We start from the raw sequence: 15,988 nt of genomic DNA, 5'->3' as shown, positions 1-15,988 counted from the left end.
TGGCTGACTTGTAAAAGCAAATGCTGGAACGAAAGTTTTCGGCTTTGCGCTCTCTTCCAGGAAGCCATAGAAACTAGAGCGTGATGAGTGCGTTTACCCTTTTAACTTAACTTTTCGTTTGAAACTAACATATATAAAATTTTGTAAAGAAAGCTGCGAGAAATTGTATAAAATTCGTCAATAGAAACGTCAAAGCAGACAAACCGGGAGCATCTAATATTTTTTCAACGCAACAATACCAGCACCAATTCTAAGAAAAACAGAAAGAGTAAGCAGTCATGCATAGTAGGGTTGGTGTTGATGGTTGTAGCAAGTGAGTCACTCAAACTTTATTTATGAATAACCAGATACAGAAGCAACCGGAACGAAATCAACTCACTCCACGGCAAAAACAAGCCCTGCTAGCATTATGGACTTTTGAAACACCTTTATTAAATGCAGGACAGACTGTTTTTGCTCGCCGCATGAAACAATTGTTGCTGCGTGCATTTGTGATTCACAAGCGTCGTGATCAGCTATCACCCGACACTTTATACAAACATCATTGTGACATCAAGCGTCGGTTAAAGCAGTGTCTGGCATTACAGCAAGACTTCAAGAGGGGTTGGGGACTGAAAAGATGTTATCCTGAAATCCCTTATTACTTGTTTGTGTTTTTGGAAGAAACAAAAGGCTCACCGACTCCTGTTGAGTGTAAGCAAACTTTAGAGGTAAAAAAAGTTTTTCAAAAAGTTCAACGCGTTGGTTTCGAGAAGAGACACAAAGTATTTTTGTTTTACTATTACACCGCTTGGACAGCTTTGGTAAGGTGGTTCATAGATACCTCTGCAAAAAACTCCAAGGTTGTCTGTTTCAAGAAAACACTAGGTTCTATCAGTTTAGTTCCAATCAAGATTGCCAATGAGCCGCTGAAAGTACGAGGTGTTTGCATTAACTATCACGACTTATACCACCTTGAAGTCGCTCAACTACAGAGAATCCAGATGGGAAAAAACTGGGTGAGTGGGATTGATGGGATTAACATCACGGTGTTCCATGATTCTCCGATTGTAGAGGAATATGAAGGTTTTCTAGATGAAGCGCGGATTGCGATTCATGAGGGGTTAACTCGACCTACAGCCTTCAGTCAACTCAAAGCACTTTGCTGGATGATATTGTTAATTTTAAAGGGCATCAATCCTTTGGCAGTTCTCATTCGTCATATTAAAAGTATGAACAAAAAACAGCAAGAATTATGGTGTCTATAAACGTTCAGTTGACACTCCCACGGCTGTGTGAATTTCGCGCCACGTGCTTATTTTCACAACTGAGGATAATGTTTAGCTAAAAACTCCTCAGCCTCATCCCTATTGCAAACAACTCCATCCAACGTAGCAGCAAGTAAATCATCAAGCATTTGCCGATACTGGGGTCCTGGTTTGTATCCCAGTTTCCTCAAATCATTTCCATTTAAAATGGGCTGAATGTTACGCCAAACAGTCAAATATTGCCAAATCTTACGCCTGACACCTCTTGAACTTTGCACAGCGATTAAAATCAGCATTGGTACATCGTACTGACGCAATAACTGTTCGATTTGACTGGGACGTACCTCATCCACTCCTCCCTCTGCTTCCAAAGAGGAGATATTTTTATTGACTTTTTGTTGATGTTGTGCAATGCAATATAACCGGTTGATGCTATCTTCGGGCAATTGCAGATTTTTTGCCACATGTCCTCGGTATTCTGCTGCTAAGTGGGCAATGAGAGCTTCCAAGCGCATTTGCCAGTGGATGAGGGTTTGCTGAGAGTCAAAGCGTCGTAAACAACGTTCTAACAAACGCAATTGCCCCAGAAGTTCCTCGTCTATCTTGAGGGTGGGATGAATACACTGCAAAGCTCCCAAGTCTCCCAGTAATTGCAAAGCTGGCTTCCAGTAGGGGGCTTCTAGGATATGTTTCAATTCCGTTTTCAGTCGAGTTTGCAGTGCTGGAGTTTTGCTATTTTCTCGGGTGGTGCGATCATAAACGCCGCTGGTGATAGCATAGCGGATATATTCTTCTGTCTGAGGCTCCAAGTGAAATCCGAGCCGCATAGCAAAGCGTACACCGCGATAGATGCGGGTGGGATCTTCAATAAAGCTGTTAGCATGCAACACCCGAATTTGCTTTGCCTGTAAATCTAACAATCCGCCAAAAAAATCGAGTAGTTCACCAGCGCGGGGAGGTGTCAGTCGCAGTGCCATTGCGTTGATGGTAAAATCTCGACGATACAAGTCTTGACGAATCGAACTCGCCTCAACTTCAGGATTTGCTGCGGGGTAAGGATAGAATTCTGTTCTAGCAGTGGCAATGTCTACCCATAATGAATCTAATTCTGGATCTTTATGCCACAGCAAAGCTGCAGTTTGAAAAGCCCCATGAATTTCTAAACGTGCTGTTGGGTAAAGTTGCTGTAGTGCTTTTGCCAGTTCCACACCAGCACCCACTTCTGCTGTTTTGTGAAAACCATCAACGACTAAGTCAATATCTTTAATCAATAAAGTGCCAGAAGCTTCTTCAGCAAGTAGCAAGTCGCGTACTGCTCCCCCAACAAGGTAAAGATGCCAACCGCGTTTTTCTGCTTCTTGTGATGCTTTAGTTAACAATTGCCACAACTGCGGTGCAAGCCGTGAATGTAATTCCTCTAGAGTGGGAGATTTAATATTTTTTTGTCCCCCTCCTCCACTCTGTTCCTCTTTCCCTCTCCCCCTCTGTTGTTCCTGATGCAATTGCCGCAAAACATCAGTACGTGTAACAATTCCGACTAACTGCCCGTTTTCCAATACTGGCAAGCGTCCGATATCATATGTCACCATCACTGACTCGATTTCTGGCAGTGTCGTCTCTGGGGTAATTGTCCTCATGTTGACTGTCATGTAACCTTTAACGGGAGCATGACTAAAGCCGTGATGTAGGGCAATATCTAAGTCTCGTCGGGAAATAATACCTAGTAGTTGTCCTTGGGCATCAGCGACACACAAACCAGAGTGTCCGTAGCGTAATAAAGTGCGCTGCGCTTCCGCAATTGTGGTTTCTGGACGAATGGTGCGAACTGGGGAAGACATCAAGTCTCGGGTAATAGGAGGATAGGGAATTGTTGCTTTTATCCCCTCAAGGAGTTGGTTTAAAATTTCTTGTGAGTTTACGCCTCTTAAGTTCAGCGATGCTGCTTGGGAATGTCCACCGCCACCCAGGGGTTGGAATAACTCATTGAGATGAATTCCTTGAATTTGGGAACGCCCAATCACTGTCAAGCGTGATTCACCTTCTGCTAGAGCATACTCGTTGAAAAGCAGTAAGGCATCTATTTCTGTTAACTCTACCAACTGTGAGGCAAGACTTGACAATCCTGGTACGAAATTATCTGTTTTCAAATTGACCCAGGCAATTTTATTTCCCCTAATATATATATGTTGTATTTTTTCCAGCGACACCTTTAAGAGTTGTTGCAATTGGGGAGAAAGACCAGGATCAACATATTGACTCACGACTGATAAACTTGCCCCTTGTTGCATCAACCAAGCCAAGGCTAGGGCATCCCGTGGTGTAGTGTAGTCAAATGTCAGAGAGCCAGTATCCACATGGATACCTAATGCCATCACAGTTGCTTCTGCGGCTGTCAGGGAAATGTGTTGTTTTTGCAATTGCTCGACAATTAGAGTTGTTGTCGCTCCAACAGGGGAAATGTTTATTTCTGTAGCGGGAATATCCCCAAGTTGTTCTTGGTGATGGTCATAAATGATAATTTTCTTAATATGGGGTAGCTCTAACCACTCAGCAGCTTTGCCGATGCGATCGCGCTGTTGCGTATCCACCACAATTAAAGAACGAATTTCGTCGGGATTAACCGAACGTCGTTCCATCAGCTGATACTCATCCCGATGCAGTGCCAAAAAATCTCGTACGGGTGGATGAGAACCGCCACTCAACACAATCTTACTTCCAGGTAACAGGCGTGTCAGTCCTACTGCGGCTCCTAGTGAGTCAAAATCAGCTGTTGTATGGCACAGAATTAAATCCATAGTTATCAGTCATCGGTCATGAGTCATTAATCGTCAGCACAAAGGATCAAGGACAAATGACTAAAATGTGTCAATTTTCTGTTAGCTTAACAAATAAGGAAAAACTGTCGGTGTTCACCTGCACAATATTTTATCTTTTGTAACTCGTTTGCTGTTTCGGGAGAAGGGAAAATGACTTTTATATTCCAACTGGCTTTATTAGCTCTGGTTTCGCTGTCTTTTGTTCTGGTCATTGGCGTTCCTGTTGCCTATGCGACTCCACAGAACTGGAATGAATCTAGAAAACTGCTGTGGATTGGTTCAGGAGCTTGGATCATTTTAGTGCTTGTCGTTGGGGCGTTAAACTTTCTCGTCGTTTAACCAACTACTTTAAGAGTATCGCAGGCAAATCGCATAAAAACTGACAAATATTACAGACGCAGGTACGTTACAGAGAGTGAAGAGTATTTTCCCTCTGTGGTGTGGCTGCGTCTATTTTTGGCTGGATCTATCAAGAGGAATGTATATTGGCAAGAAGTATAGATGAATGAGAGGCGGTTATGGCAGTTTTTGAGGGAACTTTTACTCAGGCAGAACCTTTGCGGTTTGGAATTGTTATTGGTCGATTCAATGACCTTGTAACTAGCAAGCTGGTGGAAGGTTGTCAAGATTGCTTGAAACGCCACGGTATTGATGTCAATCCTAACGGCTCTCAGGTAGACTACATTTACGTACCAGGCAGTTTTGAAGTTCCAGTTGTGGCTCGCCAATTGGCAGTCTCTGGTCGTTATGATGCGGTTATTTGTCTGGGTGCTGTGATCCGAGGACAAACACCTCATTTTGATTACGTTTCTTCTGAGGTCGCTAAAGGAATTGCTGCTGCTGCGTTTCAAACTGGTGTTCCTGTGGTTTTTGGCATTTTAACAGTGGACTCCATGCAGCAAGCTTTAGAACGTGCTGGCATTAAAAGTAATCATGGTTGGGATTACGCCATGAGTGCTTTAGAAATGGCTAGTTTGATGCGGCAATTACGTTCAAACCTCACAGAGCCTTTTTCTGGTCATTCTCTCTCGTCAGCATCGCTGAAAAGTGCCAGCGTAGGACAGCTGTCTGCAGAATAGTCAGTGATTAGTAGTTAGTGGTTAGTGGCTAACTACTAACTACTAAACAAATAAAAGGTGTTGACAAAGAATGCATACTATGAGATAGTAGTAAGAGTGGAGTTTGCGGGTATAGCTCAGTGGTAGAGCGTCACCTTGCCAAGGTGAATGTCGCGCGTTCGAATCGCGTTACCCGCTTTGAAAATAAAAAGTAATGTATAAAGAGAAAACTTTGGCAAATAACTGCAGTAAAATGCCAATATATATGACTTATAATTAAGAAAAAAAATTAAGTGTAGCGAAAAAAAATGATGTAAGATGCGCTACTCTATAAAAAGATATGTACAGTGGTTAGTATCATACTATAAAAAATATTGAATTGATACTGATGTTAAGGCGATATTGAAGAATAAAGGTTGAAGTGAAAAGAAAATTCACTTTAGTCTTTATGCTTATTCAGTTATGATAGCTGGCTATTATCAGTGTAGTTCAGTGATAGAATTGTACTACCACTGAATTTCAAGAAAATCTGTCCAGAAAAAAGAGTAAGCCAGACTGGCTAATGTTATAAAGAAAGTTCATGGGAAAATAGCTTGCCTGATAACGTAAATCAGGGAATGCTATTTTCACAGCTATTGGCAAACACGCTCAAGTAAAAAGTTCGCTTGTGCAACCTCAAAAAGCAGACAAAATTGACTTCAATAGTGAATACCCGTGTCCCTGTCGTCGGCGGGGGCAGTTGATTCCTATTACGCTGACGGAAGCATTTGGTTGCAATCGCTGTCAGCAGATATTCGTGGTGGAAGATAATGGTTATGTACTGGAGCAACTTTCCACTACCTATCCCTACAAGCGGGCTTGGCGCTGGAAAGGGAATAGTTGGCAAGTTGTCCATCCTCGATTAGGAGAAAGCTATTTGCCTGTAGCGCTTGGGATTATTTTCGTGCTAGTGATTATATGGTTACCATTGGCACTACGATTGGCAAATGGTTACGGCATTATTGCTTGGGCAATGGTGGCGGTGCTGTTGGCTATTTTGCCAGCACTGATGGTATGGCTCACCTACAGGCGATAATGGAATGACAGTGGATGCTTTTGATCTTAGCCCCGAACCAGTTGAGCGCACAAGACGCGCTCATCAAGCTGCTCTAAAGCTAGGAAGCACAAAAGGAGTAGACAGAAGTCGTGCTGTGTTAGCGATGGCACAGGCGATGGCAGCTTCATTTGACGACATTCTAGAAGCAAACACCTTGGATCTAGAAGCGAGTCGAGAAATGGCGGTGCCAGATTTAATTCTCGATTGGCTGAAGCTGACTCCCAAACGGTTGGAAATGGCGGTAGATATATTGCAGCGTTTGGGAGAATTATCAGATCCACTGCGGCGAGTCAGACATGCTGATTATCAACTAGATGACTCTCAGAGTTATACACAGTTAATGCCTTTGGGTGTGATTGCGTTTATTTATGAGGCGTTTCCAGAATTGGGAGCGATCGCAGCAGGATTGTGTATAAAAACAGGCAACAGTCTGATCCTCAGAGGGGGTACTGAAGCTAGTAATTCTAACGCGGCGATCGCCGACGCACTGGTGAGTGCTGTGACTGAAGTTGGTTTACCAGTAGGTTGTTTACAGCTGATAACACCAGAAGAAGGAAGTTCCATTCGGGATATAGTGACGCAAGACCAATGCTTGAATTTAGTGATTCCCTATGGACGTTCTAACTTGATACAGCAAGTGGTGCGCCACTCCACCGCCCCAGTTCTCAAATCAGCTATGGGCAACTGTTACCTTTACTGGTCGCCGAATGGTAGCTTAGAAATGGTGCGCTGGCTGATTATAGACAGCCATCAAAGTGAACCAGATCCGGTGAACGCAATTGAAAAAGTACTGATTCATCGACAAGCCTTGCCATCTTCTTTACTGACATTGTGGAATAGCTTAAAGGAGAAGGGGTTTGAAATTAAGGGAGATGCCGAATTGGTTGAATCCTTTCCTCAGTTACAGTTAGCTAAAGAACAAGAATGGGGAAACGCTTATTTAACCAAGACAATTGCTTTTAAATTGGTGGATAGTTTAGAGGCTGCGATCGCCTGGATTAATCAGTACAGCAGCGGTCATGCTGACTGTATTGTTACTGAATCTTACCAGGAAAGTCGGCAGTTTGCCTTGGGTGTGAATAGTGCCTCTAGCTACATCAACGCTTCTCCACGTTTTTCTAGAAACCCGTCGCGAGGAGATGCGGTGTTTCTCGGGATGTCCAACCAAAAAGGTCATCGACGCGGATTGATTAGCTTAGAAAGCCTGACGACTGTTAAGCATATTGTTCAGGGAAATGGACGATTTTAATCATACGCACAAGGTTTCGTCCTTATTTGGAAAATTTCTCTTTTTTTCTGGTAGATAGTTGGCATAATCTGCCACAATGAGATGATTTGGCTTGTGTGTTTCTATCTGAGCAACGTCACTTGGATTTTTGCCTGATAGCAAACTTTTTCAAGCCAACTCATAGCTCATTTGAACGATTAGTTTTTATGACACAGACACAAACGAGAGTGACGTTTGCCAAGAACGTTGGTTTTAGAAAGGAACTCAATAAACGAGTTGACGCTTATTTTGAATCTGAGAACATTGCGAAGCGCGATAATCTCGCAATGTACCTCAAAAGTGCAATTATCTTGGGATGGGTCATTTCTGCTTGGACATTTACTCTTTTTGGTCCACCGATAATGTGGATGAAGGTATTTGGCTGTGTTCTTCTAGGATTAGGTATTGCTGGCGTTGGTTTTAGTGTAGGGCACGATGCCAATCATGGTGGTGATTCTAGTCGCAAATGGGTAAATTCTATTTTTGGTTTAACTTATGATGTGATTGGTTTATCCAGTTCTTTGTGGCGATTTCGTCATAATTTCCTGCATCATACATACACCAATATATTAGGACATGATGTCGAAATACATGGAGATGGATTAGTGCGTATGTCTCCATATATGGAACATAAATGGTATCATAAGTTCCAACATTTATTCATTTTTATAGTCTATGCAATTATTCCGTTTTATTGGTCTGCTGCTGATATCCATCTGGCTTTATTCAAGCGCAAATATCATGAGCATATCATTCCTACGCCCAAGCCTTTGGAAATGCTCATATTGTTAGGGGGTAAAGTCATTTGGCTGGGACTATTTTTAGGAATACCAATTGCCGTGGGATATACTCCCCTACAAGTAATTGTAGGATTTAGCATTGCTTACATAACCTATGGCTTAATGATTTGCAATGTTTTCATGCTAGCTCATGTTCTCGCTCCAGCAGAGTTTCTTCAACCACATCCTGAGTCAAACGATATTGACGATGAATGGGCAATTGCTCAAGTCAAAACAACAGTTGATTTTGCACCAAAGAATGCTTTTTTAAATTGGTATTTGGGTGGTCTTAACTATCAGGTTGTTCATCATTTGTTTCCCCAAATTTGTCATATTCACTATCCGAAAATAGCTCCAATCTTGGCAGAAGTTTGTGTTGATTTTGGCGTTCCATACAGTGTGTATCCAACATTTGGAGAAGCACTTGTTGCGAACTTTCGTTGGTTGAAATTAATGGGTACTTCGCCTCAGGAAAGCACTGCTTTATAAAATACACATCCTGCGTCTAATTAGAAACCCAGTTTCTTTGTAATTGAACGCAAATTTGGATAAGCATTAATAGCAAAGTTATGAAATGAAGAGTGGGGAGTTTTTCATGAACTTCTCACTCTTCAGTTTCTGTTAGCCTTTAGCTAATTTTTTCTTGGATATATAGTAAACTTTTCCTCCAGTCTCCGGAACAAAACCACAGCTACTGGACGAACGGCGTAATGCAGTCCAAATGGGTAGATCAGATTTGCGGAAATAGTCACCCATAATTGGTTTAATCGCCTCAGTTGCCTTTTTCAAATTGTAGTGAGGAATGTTCAGGAAGATGTGGTGAGCAACATGAGTACCGATATCATGATGGATGTGATTGATAAAACCGTAATCACGGTCAATGCTAGAAATAGCACCTTTGAGGAAAGTCCAATCCTCTCCACGATACCAGGGAATATCCGGGTCAGTATGGTGCAAATATGTGACTAAGTCTAGCCAAATGACAAAGACAAGATAAGGTCCAACGTAGTATTTCAACAACCACATCCAACCCCATTGATAGGTGAAGAACAACAGCAAACCTACCATTAGAGTCCAGAGTGTGGTGCTGGTGATGACATCCCATTTTTCTGAGGGTTTGAAAAATCGGCTGCTAGGTAAAAAGTGAGAACCTCGTTTATCAGGATTACCCGTAAACAAATACACCGGATAAACTAATAAAAACAAGTAATCTCGACCTATATCATGTACCCAATTCAGCACTTTGTACTGTGACTCTGTTGGTGGGTACCAGCTTTCATCATTATCGAGGTTACCAGTATTTTTGTGGTGAGTTCTATGGCTAATTCGCCACCCGTGATATGGAACAAGTATCGGTGTATGGCAAAGATGTCCAATCAAATCATTAAGCCATTTCTTCTTAGAAAAAGATTGGTGTCCGCAGTCATGTCCAACGACAAACAAAGCCCAAAACATCGTTCCTTGCATCACCCAGAAAATTGGCCAGAAGAACCAAGAATTTAGATAATGAGCAACTGCATAAAGTAAACCGATAATCAGGATGTCACGAAAAAAGTAGAAGAGTGATTTCCCGACATTGGGCTGAAAACATTCAGATGGGATTGCAGCTTTCAAATCTTGAAGCGTGAAGGGCAGCTTGGTTGTATCCTCAAGAGATTCAACGTCATGAGGATTATTTAACTTGATAATATTTGATTGCACTTGATTTTTTTACTGGAGTCAAACAAGAAGTTGTTGAAGCAAAGTCATTTAAACTTTGCAATTGCATTACGTTGGGTTTGGGTATCCCGAAGTTTTGGAAGTGTAAAGCAGCTGAGTGATATCTGGCAATTTTCGTAACAAGATTTGTGTTTACAGAATTGCCAGAATCTATTTCTTAAAGCTATGAGGTTATCGTCCTGCAAAATAGTCTTTAAAAGACTGATAGCCACTATCGGCTCTATACAGGTGACACTGATCTGTAATTCGCTTCATTAAAGAAAAGGAAAACCGACACTCATCATGCAAATACGTTTGCCAATTTTCTTTGATACTGCCATAAGCCATCCGCAAATTATAAGAAGGAATAGCAGTTGAAATGTGATGGGGGACGTGGACATTAATATCGTGGCAGAGGATTTCTACCCAGGAGGGGTAATCGCAATGAACTGTGCCATTTAGCTGTGCTATGGCTTGGTTCCACTTAGATTCTGCCACAAAAGGAACGTCCGGGGCAGTATGGTGAACCAATGTAAAGGTACTCATCCAAAAATGGTAAACTAGCCACGGAAGCAGCCAGAATTTCACAAATCCCCAGATCCCGGTTGTGGCGATGAGGATGGGGAATGCGATCGCAGCAAAAAGCACGACGACAGCCACAGAAAACTTCACACTTGCTTGGTCTTTCTTCTGGAATAAAGACCAATTAAAGTGTAAAACTCCGCAGTGAATGATTGAGCCTATCCACCACAATCGATACCGTAGAAACGCCTTGAAACCCCACTGCTTAATTTTTCCACAACTTTCATAAAGTGTTGTGGAAATGGGCTGCCAAGCGTTATCCTCATCCAGCTTGTTAGTGTGAGCGTGATGATAATTGTGCTGAATACGCCAACTGTGGAACGGGTAAATCAACGGCATCATTATCAAATGTCCCACTAAATCGTTGACCCAGCGACGTTTAGCGAATGAACGATGAGCACAATCATGACCGATGACAAAAAAACCGGTTAAAGCAGTACCCGTAAAAATCCACGCTAGAGGTAAGAGAAACCAAGGAGCGATGATCAAGCTGAAATAGCCCAGGCAGACCATCGAAACACTGAGCAGAACTTTTGTCCAGGCTTTGCGGCGATTCTGCTCAAAACATTCTCGTGGCAAGCTTTTGATAATATCTTTTAGCTTAAGGTCGGAATTACCAAGCTCATGAGCTGACTCGTGGCTTTCGATTGTTGATGTAGTCATGAATACCTGAAAAGACAACAAACCTCACTACCAAATCACTAAACAAGTGGCTGTCGCAAAGTTTTCTTATATTTGCGTCTTGGATTATAGCAATCTAATGTACCCCACCGCACCTACAAGAAACCCCCGCTGATGCTTAAGTAGTCTTTGAGAAGCGGGGGAGCATAAGTCGTTCAAAATTCAAAATTCAAAATTCAAAATTGAACATTAAATAAGATAAGAATTGCTGACTATTGACTGCTGACTGCTTTTTGTGGTGCCAGCTTGACATTTGTAGCTAGACCCAGTAATTGTAGCAATTGAACAGTCATCCAGGTTAGGTCAATTTCCCACCATTTCAACCCGTGGCGAGCTGAATATTGATAGGCGTGGTGGTTATTGTGCCAGCCTTCACCATAGGTTAGTAAAGCAACCCACCAGCAGTTTGTGGAGCGATCGCTTGTATCATAAGTACGATAGCCGAATTTATGGGTAGCACTGTTGACAAACCAAGTACAGTGCCACACGAAGATCAAGCGAACAAATACTCCCCAAACGACAAACGACCAACCACCCAGGAGCAACAGGACTATACCCAGCGCGACCTGAATCAAAATCATATTCTTTTGCAGAAACTGATAAAATGGGTCGTCCTTAATATCTTTAGTAAAGCGAGGCACGTCCGCGAAAGCTGGTGAATGATAAAACATCCAAGCCATGTGACTCCACCAGAAGCCCTTATTGGAATCGTGGGGATCTAACTCCTCATCAGAGTGCAAATGGTGCATACGATGCATTCCTACCCAATCGATTGGTCCTCCTTGGCAAGCGAGTGTCCCACAAAAAGACAAGAAATACTCCAGCCACTTGGGAGTTTGAAAACTACGGTGGGTGATCAAGCGGTGAAATCCTAGGGTAATACCCAAGCCACCAGTCACCCAGTAGAGAAACAAGAATACACCGAATGCTTTCCAGCTAAAGTTACTAGGAAACAGGGCAAACAAAATTCCGACATGCAAACCTGCGAAAAATGTGATATGCAGCCAATTAAGTTGGGATTTTGTGGATGTAGCAATTGTCATGCAGTAACCTGAATAGGAATTGTCAAGCCTAATCCGCGTGATCTAAAAATCCGCAAATTTTTTATGTTTTCTTAAAAGAGGAACTAATGAATAGCTCGGAACAGCTGCGTGAAGCACAAGAAGCACTCTTACAAATTTTTTCTGGAATTGACGCTCAGGTCAAGCAAAATCTTAAAGAAGTGTTAAATGCTTTTCGCCATAATCATGTTGGGGCACACCACTTCGCCGGTGTCTCTGGATACGGACACGATGATCTCGGCAGAGAAACTTTAGATCGAGTTTTTGCGGAGGTGGTGGGCGCTGAGGCGGCTGCTGTACGAGTACAGTTTGTTTCAGGAACCCACGCAATTGCTTGTGCTTTATTTGGTGTTCTCCGTCCTGGTGATGAAATGCTAGCGGTGGTTGGTGCACCCTACGATACTCTAGAAGAAGTCATTGGATTACGAGGTCAAGGTCAAGGTTCACTACTTGAGTTTGGCATTTGCTACCAACAATTAGATCTTACTCTAGAAGGAACTATAAATTGGCAAGCTTTAAGCCATGCGGTAAAGGATAACACTCGTTTAGTGTTGATTCAGCGTTCTTGTGGCTATTCTTGGCGTCCTAGCCTATCTATAGCGGAAATTGAAAAAATTATCCACTTAGTCAAGCAGCAAAATCCTAACACAATTTGCTTTGTCGATAACTGCTATGGCGAATTCATAGAAACTCAAGAACCTACCCATGTTGGTGCTGATTTAATCGCAGGGTCGTTGATTAAAAACCCCGGTGGTACAATTGTTGCTGCTGGTGGTTATGTTGCTGGTCGCGCTGACTTAGTAGAAGCTGCTGCTTGTCGCCTCACAGCACCAGGAATTGGCAGTTACGGAGGTGCCACTTTTGACCAAAATCGCCTGCTGTATCAAGGACTGTTTCTCGCCCCACAAATGGTAGGCGAAGCAATGAAAGGGACTCACCTCACGGGTTATGTATTTGACAAACTCGGTTACCCAGTCAATCCAGCACCGTTTGCCAAGCGTCGGGATGTTATTCAAGCAATTAAACTAGGTTCTGCCCAAAAACTCATTGCTTTTTGTCGCGCCATTCAACAAAATTCACCCATCGGTTCTTATCTTGACCCCATCCCAGATGAAATGCCTGGTTATGAAACTAAGGTAGTGATGGCTGGCGGGACATTTATTGAGGGAAGCACCTCTGAATTTTCTGCAGATGGTCCATTGCGGGAACCGTATGTGGTGTATTGCCAGGGCGGAACGCATTGGACTCATGTAGCAATAGCTTTAGAAGCAGTCATAGAAGCTGTGGGAAAAGCGAATACGTAGGATTTTCCACCTTATACCTTTTGGGATTTTAGATTTTGGAGTCGCATTCTTTTTTCAAATTGGTATGAGTCTATCTTTAGTTTGTTGGTTCGAAACTCCAACACAAAAAAATCTCCTGCCCGAAAGCAGGAGATTTCTTACCTATCTACAAGTATTTGCTTAGTCTACTACATCAACCAAACTTACCAGCAGTAGAGGCAATCAGGAATGCTCCGTAGGTCAAGATGTAACCCACACTGAAGTGAGCTAAACCAATCAGACGACCTTGAACGATGGACATAGCAACGGGCTTGTCTTTCCAGCGAATCAAGTTCGCCAAAGGAGTACGCTCGTGTGCCCAAACCAAAGTTTCAATCAACTCTTGCCAGTAACCTCTCCAAGAGATTAGGAACATGAATCCTGTCGCCCAAACCAGGTGTCCGAACAGGAACATCCAAGCCCACACTGACAAGTTGTTCATGCCGTAGGGGTTATAACCGTTAATTAACTGAGCCGAGTTCGCCCACAGGTAATCACGGAACCAGCCCATCAGGTAAGTTGAAGATTCGTTGAATTGTGCGACGTTTCCTTGCCAAATACCCAGATGCTTCCAGTGCCAGTAGAACGTCACCCAACCTACAGTGTTGAGTGCCCAGAATGTGGCCATGTAGAAAGCGTCCCAAGCCGAGATGTCGCAAGTACCGCCACGACCGGGACCGTCGCAAGGGAACGAGTAACCGAAGTCCTTTTTATCGGGCATCAGTTTGGAACCACGCGCATCCAAAGCACCTTTTACCAGTACCAGAACTGTGGTGTGGATCGCCAGAGCAAACGCATGGTGAACCAAGAAGTCACCAGGACCAATAGTTAAGAACAGCGAGTTGGTCGTGTTATTGACTGCATCCAGCCAACCTGGTAACCAAACGTTGGCGTAGTTAGGCCAAGCAGTTGCTGCAACGCTATCTGGATTAGACAGCAAGGTGTTTAAGCCGTACAGCACTTTTCCGTGAGAAGCCTGAATGAATTGTGCAAACACTGGCTCAATCAGGATCTGCTTTTCGGGTGTACCGAAAGCAACCACTACGTCATTGTGGACGTATAGACCCAAGGTATGGAAGCCCAAGAACAACGACACCCAGCTCAAGTGCGAGATGATTGCTTCTTTGTGCTTGAGTACCCGGTCTAGTACGTTGCCTTTGTTTTGCTCTGGGTCGTAGTCACGTACCCAGAAGATTGCTGCGTGAGCAAATGCACCCAGCATTATGAACACAGCTATGTATTGGTGATGCGTGTACAAAGCTGCTTGCGTTGTGTAGTCCTTACCGATGAATGCGTAAGGAGGCATCGCGTACATATGCTGCGCTACCAAGGACGTGATTGTTCCCAGTGCTGCCAGGTGGATCGACAACTGGAAGTGCAGCGAGTTGTTGTACGTGTCGTACAGTCCTTGGTGAGGCAAATTGAACTGACCTTCGGTTTTGCTGCCAAAGAAGTTTTTGGCGTTGAGCATTTCTTTGATGCTGTGACCAATTCCGAAGTTCGTCCGGTACATATGACCGGCGATGATGAAAATTACCGCGATCGCCAAGTGGTGGTGAGCCATATCCGTCAGCCACAGCGATTCGGTTTGAGGATGGAACCCACCCAAAAATGTCAGAATTGCTGTTCCTGCACCTTGGGACGTGCCAAACACATGGTTTGCTGTGTCAGGGTTGTTCGCGTAAGCTGCCCAATTTCCCGTAAAGAATGGTGCTAAACCCGCTGGGTGAGGCAAGGTCGTTAGGAAGTTATCCCAACCCACGTGAATACCACGAGATTCGGGTATTGCTACGTGAACTAAGTGACCTGTCCAAGCCAAAGAACTCACACCAAACAGACCTGCTAGGTGGTGGTTCAGACGTGGTTCTGCACTCTTAAACCAAGCCAAGCTCGGACGGTACTTCGGTTGCAAGTGCAACCAACCTGCAAACAGGAACAATGATGCTAACAGCAGCAGGAATACTGAACCTACATACAGTTCATTGTTCGTCCGCATACCAATGGTGTACCACCAGTGGTAAAGGCCTGAGTAGGTGATATTGACTGGATAGCTCGCCCCACCTTGGGTAAAGGCTTCTATTGCTGGTTTCCCGAAGTGCGGATCCCAGATTGCATGAGCGATTGGACGGATATGCAGAGGATCTTTTATCCACTGTTCAAAGTTACCTTGCCAGGCTACATGGAACAGCAGGCTCGATGCCCACAGGAAGATGATTGCCACATGACCGAAGTGAGTTGCGAATATCTTTTGGTAAAGATTTTCTTCTGTCATGCCATCGTGGCTTTCAAAGTCATTTCCTGTTGCGATCGCATACCACAGCCGACGCGTAGTCGGATCTTGTGCTAGATCCTGGCTAAATTTTGGAAATTTTGTTGCCATA

12 protein-coding genes and 1 tRNA gene are annotated in these 15,988 nt (G+C 43.5%); 8 read left to right on the top strand and 5 right to left on the bottom strand.

What is annotated here, in order from left to right; translation table 11 throughout:
• Nucleotides 1–335: 335 nt before the first annotated feature.
• Entirely contained in the window at nt 336–1,247 is a 912-nt protein-coding gene (locus AC5590_RS29875; protein WP_169266920.1) for a hypothetical protein, read from the top strand.
• Between the two features lie 53 nt (nt 1,248–1,300).
• Here the strand turns inward: AC5590_RS29875 and AC5590_RS29870 are convergent, their stop codons facing one another.
• Nucleotides 1,301–4,042, bottom strand: coding sequence for a CBS domain-containing protein (locus AC5590_RS29870; RefSeq protein ID WP_169266919.1), 2,742 nt, complete (start codon nt 4,040–4,042; stop codon nt 1,301–1,303).
• Nucleotides 4,043–4,213: 171 nt separating this feature from the next.
• Here AC5590_RS29870 and psbZ point away from each other — a divergent pair, with 171 nt between their 5' ends.
• The 6 genes from psbZ (at nt 4,214) to AC5590_RS29840 (ending at nt 8,752) form a co-directional block, all read left to right on the top strand.
• Nucleotides 4,214–4,402, top strand: a complete 189-nt coding sequence (psbZ, locus tag AC5590_RS29865; protein ID WP_169157030.1) for a photosystem II reaction center protein PsbZ — start codon at nt 4,214–4,216, stop codon at nt 4,400–4,402.
• Nucleotides 4,403–4,581: 179 nt separating this feature from the next.
• Nucleotides 4,582–5,142, top strand: coding sequence for a 6,7-dimethyl-8-ribityllumazine synthase (ribH, locus tag AC5590_RS29860; RefSeq protein ID WP_169266918.1), 561 nt, complete (start codon nt 4,582–4,584; stop codon nt 5,140–5,142).
• Between the two features lie 105 nt (nt 5,143–5,247).
• Nucleotides 5,248–5,319: transfer RNA gene (locus AC5590_RS29855), tRNA-Gly, on the top strand.
• A 469-nt stretch (nt 5,320–5,788) separates the two neighbouring features.
• The gene (locus AC5590_RS29850) at nt 5,789–6,196 is read left to right on the top strand and encodes a hypothetical protein (protein ID WP_169266917.1); all 408 of its coding nucleotides are present in this window, start codon (nt 5,789–5,791) and stop codon (nt 6,194–6,196) included.
• Between the two features lie 4 nt (nt 6,197–6,200).
• Nucleotides 6,201–7,466, top strand: coding sequence for a glutamate-5-semialdehyde dehydrogenase (locus tag AC5590_RS29845; protein WP_169266916.1), 1,266 nt, complete (start codon nt 6,201–6,203; stop codon nt 7,464–7,466).
• A 185-nt stretch (nt 7,467–7,651) separates the two neighbouring features.
• Nucleotides 7,652–8,752, top strand: coding sequence for a fatty acid desaturase family protein (locus tag AC5590_RS29840; protein ID WP_169266915.1), 1,101 nt, complete (start codon nt 7,652–7,654; stop codon nt 8,750–8,752).
• A gap of 132 nt (nt 8,753–8,884) precedes the next feature.
• Here AC5590_RS29840 and AC5590_RS29835 read toward each other — a convergent pair whose 3' ends face one another.
• The 3 genes from AC5590_RS29835 to AC5590_RS29825 form a co-directional block, all read right to left on the bottom strand.
• Nucleotides 8,885–9,964, bottom strand: a complete 1,080-nt coding sequence (locus AC5590_RS29835) for a fatty acid desaturase (protein WP_169266914.1) — start codon at nt 9,962–9,964, stop codon at nt 8,885–8,887.
• 189 nt (nt 9,965–10,153) lie between these two features.
• Nucleotides 10,154–11,206 (bottom strand): fatty acid desaturase, encoded by a 1,053-nt coding sequence (locus AC5590_RS29830; RefSeq protein WP_169266913.1) that lies wholly within the window; start codon nt 11,204–11,206, stop codon nt 10,154–10,156.
• Between the two features lie 230 nt (nt 11,207–11,436).
• Nucleotides 11,437–12,267: an acyl-CoA desaturase gene (locus AC5590_RS29825; RefSeq protein ID WP_169266912.1), complete on the bottom strand. Its 831-nt coding sequence runs from the start codon at nt 12,265–12,267 to the stop codon at nt 11,437–11,439.
• An 86-nt stretch (nt 12,268–12,353) separates the two neighbouring features.
• Between AC5590_RS29825 and AC5590_RS29820 the strand changes: the two genes are divergently transcribed.
• Nucleotides 12,354–13,589, top strand: a complete 1,236-nt coding sequence (locus tag AC5590_RS29820; protein ID WP_169266911.1) for a methionine gamma-lyase family protein — start codon at nt 12,354–12,356, stop codon at nt 13,587–13,589.
• A 172-nt stretch (nt 13,590–13,761) separates the two neighbouring features.
• Here AC5590_RS29820 and psaB read toward each other — a convergent pair whose 3' ends face one another.
• Nucleotides 13,762–15,987: a photosystem I core protein PsaB gene (psaB, locus tag AC5590_RS29815; protein WP_169266910.1), complete on the bottom strand. Its 2,226-nt coding sequence runs from the start codon at nt 15,985–15,987 to the stop codon at nt 13,762–13,764.
• Nucleotide 15,988 lies beyond the last annotated feature (1 nt).

Origin of the sequence: Brasilonema octagenarum UFV-OR1, assembly GCF_963888615.1 — a bacterium.
Classification (GTDB): domain Bacteria; phylum Cyanobacteriota; class Cyanobacteriia; order Cyanobacteriales; family Nostocaceae; genus Brasilonema; species Brasilonema sennae.
This window is presented reverse-complemented; position numbering and strand designations above follow the sequence as displayed.

Coding starts and splice junctions, on each gene's coding strand:
- AC5590_RS29840 (WP_169266915.1), top strand. CDS start 7,652: ATGACACAGACACAAACGAGAGTGACGTTTGCCAAGAACGTTGGTTTT.
- psaB (WP_169266910.1), bottom strand. CDS start 15,987: ATGGCAACAAAATTTCCAAAATTTAGCCAGGATCTAGCACAAGATCCG.
- AC5590_RS29875 (WP_169266920.1), top strand. CDS start 336: ATGAATAACCAGATACAGAAGCAACCGGAACGAAATCAACTCACTCCA.
- AC5590_RS29870 (WP_169266919.1), bottom strand. CDS start 4,042: ATGGATTTAATTCTGTGCCATACAACAGCTGATTTTGACTCACTAGGA.
- AC5590_RS29845 (WP_169266916.1), top strand. CDS start 6,201: ATGACAGTGGATGCTTTTGATCTTAGCCCCGAACCAGTTGAGCGCACA.
- psbZ (WP_169157030.1), top strand. CDS start 4,214: ATGACTTTTATATTCCAACTGGCTTTATTAGCTCTGGTTTCGCTGTCT.
- AC5590_RS29820 (WP_169266911.1), top strand. CDS start 12,354: ATGAATAGCTCGGAACAGCTGCGTGAAGCACAAGAAGCACTCTTACAA.
- ribH (WP_169266918.1), top strand. CDS start 4,582: ATGGCAGTTTTTGAGGGAACTTTTACTCAGGCAGAACCTTTGCGGTTT.
- AC5590_RS29830 (WP_169266913.1), bottom strand. CDS start 11,206: ATGACTACATCAACAATCGAAAGCCACGAGTCAGCTCATGAGCTTGGT.
- AC5590_RS29825 (WP_169266912.1), bottom strand. CDS start 12,267: ATGACAATTGCTACATCCACAAAATCCCAACTTAATTGGCTGCATATC.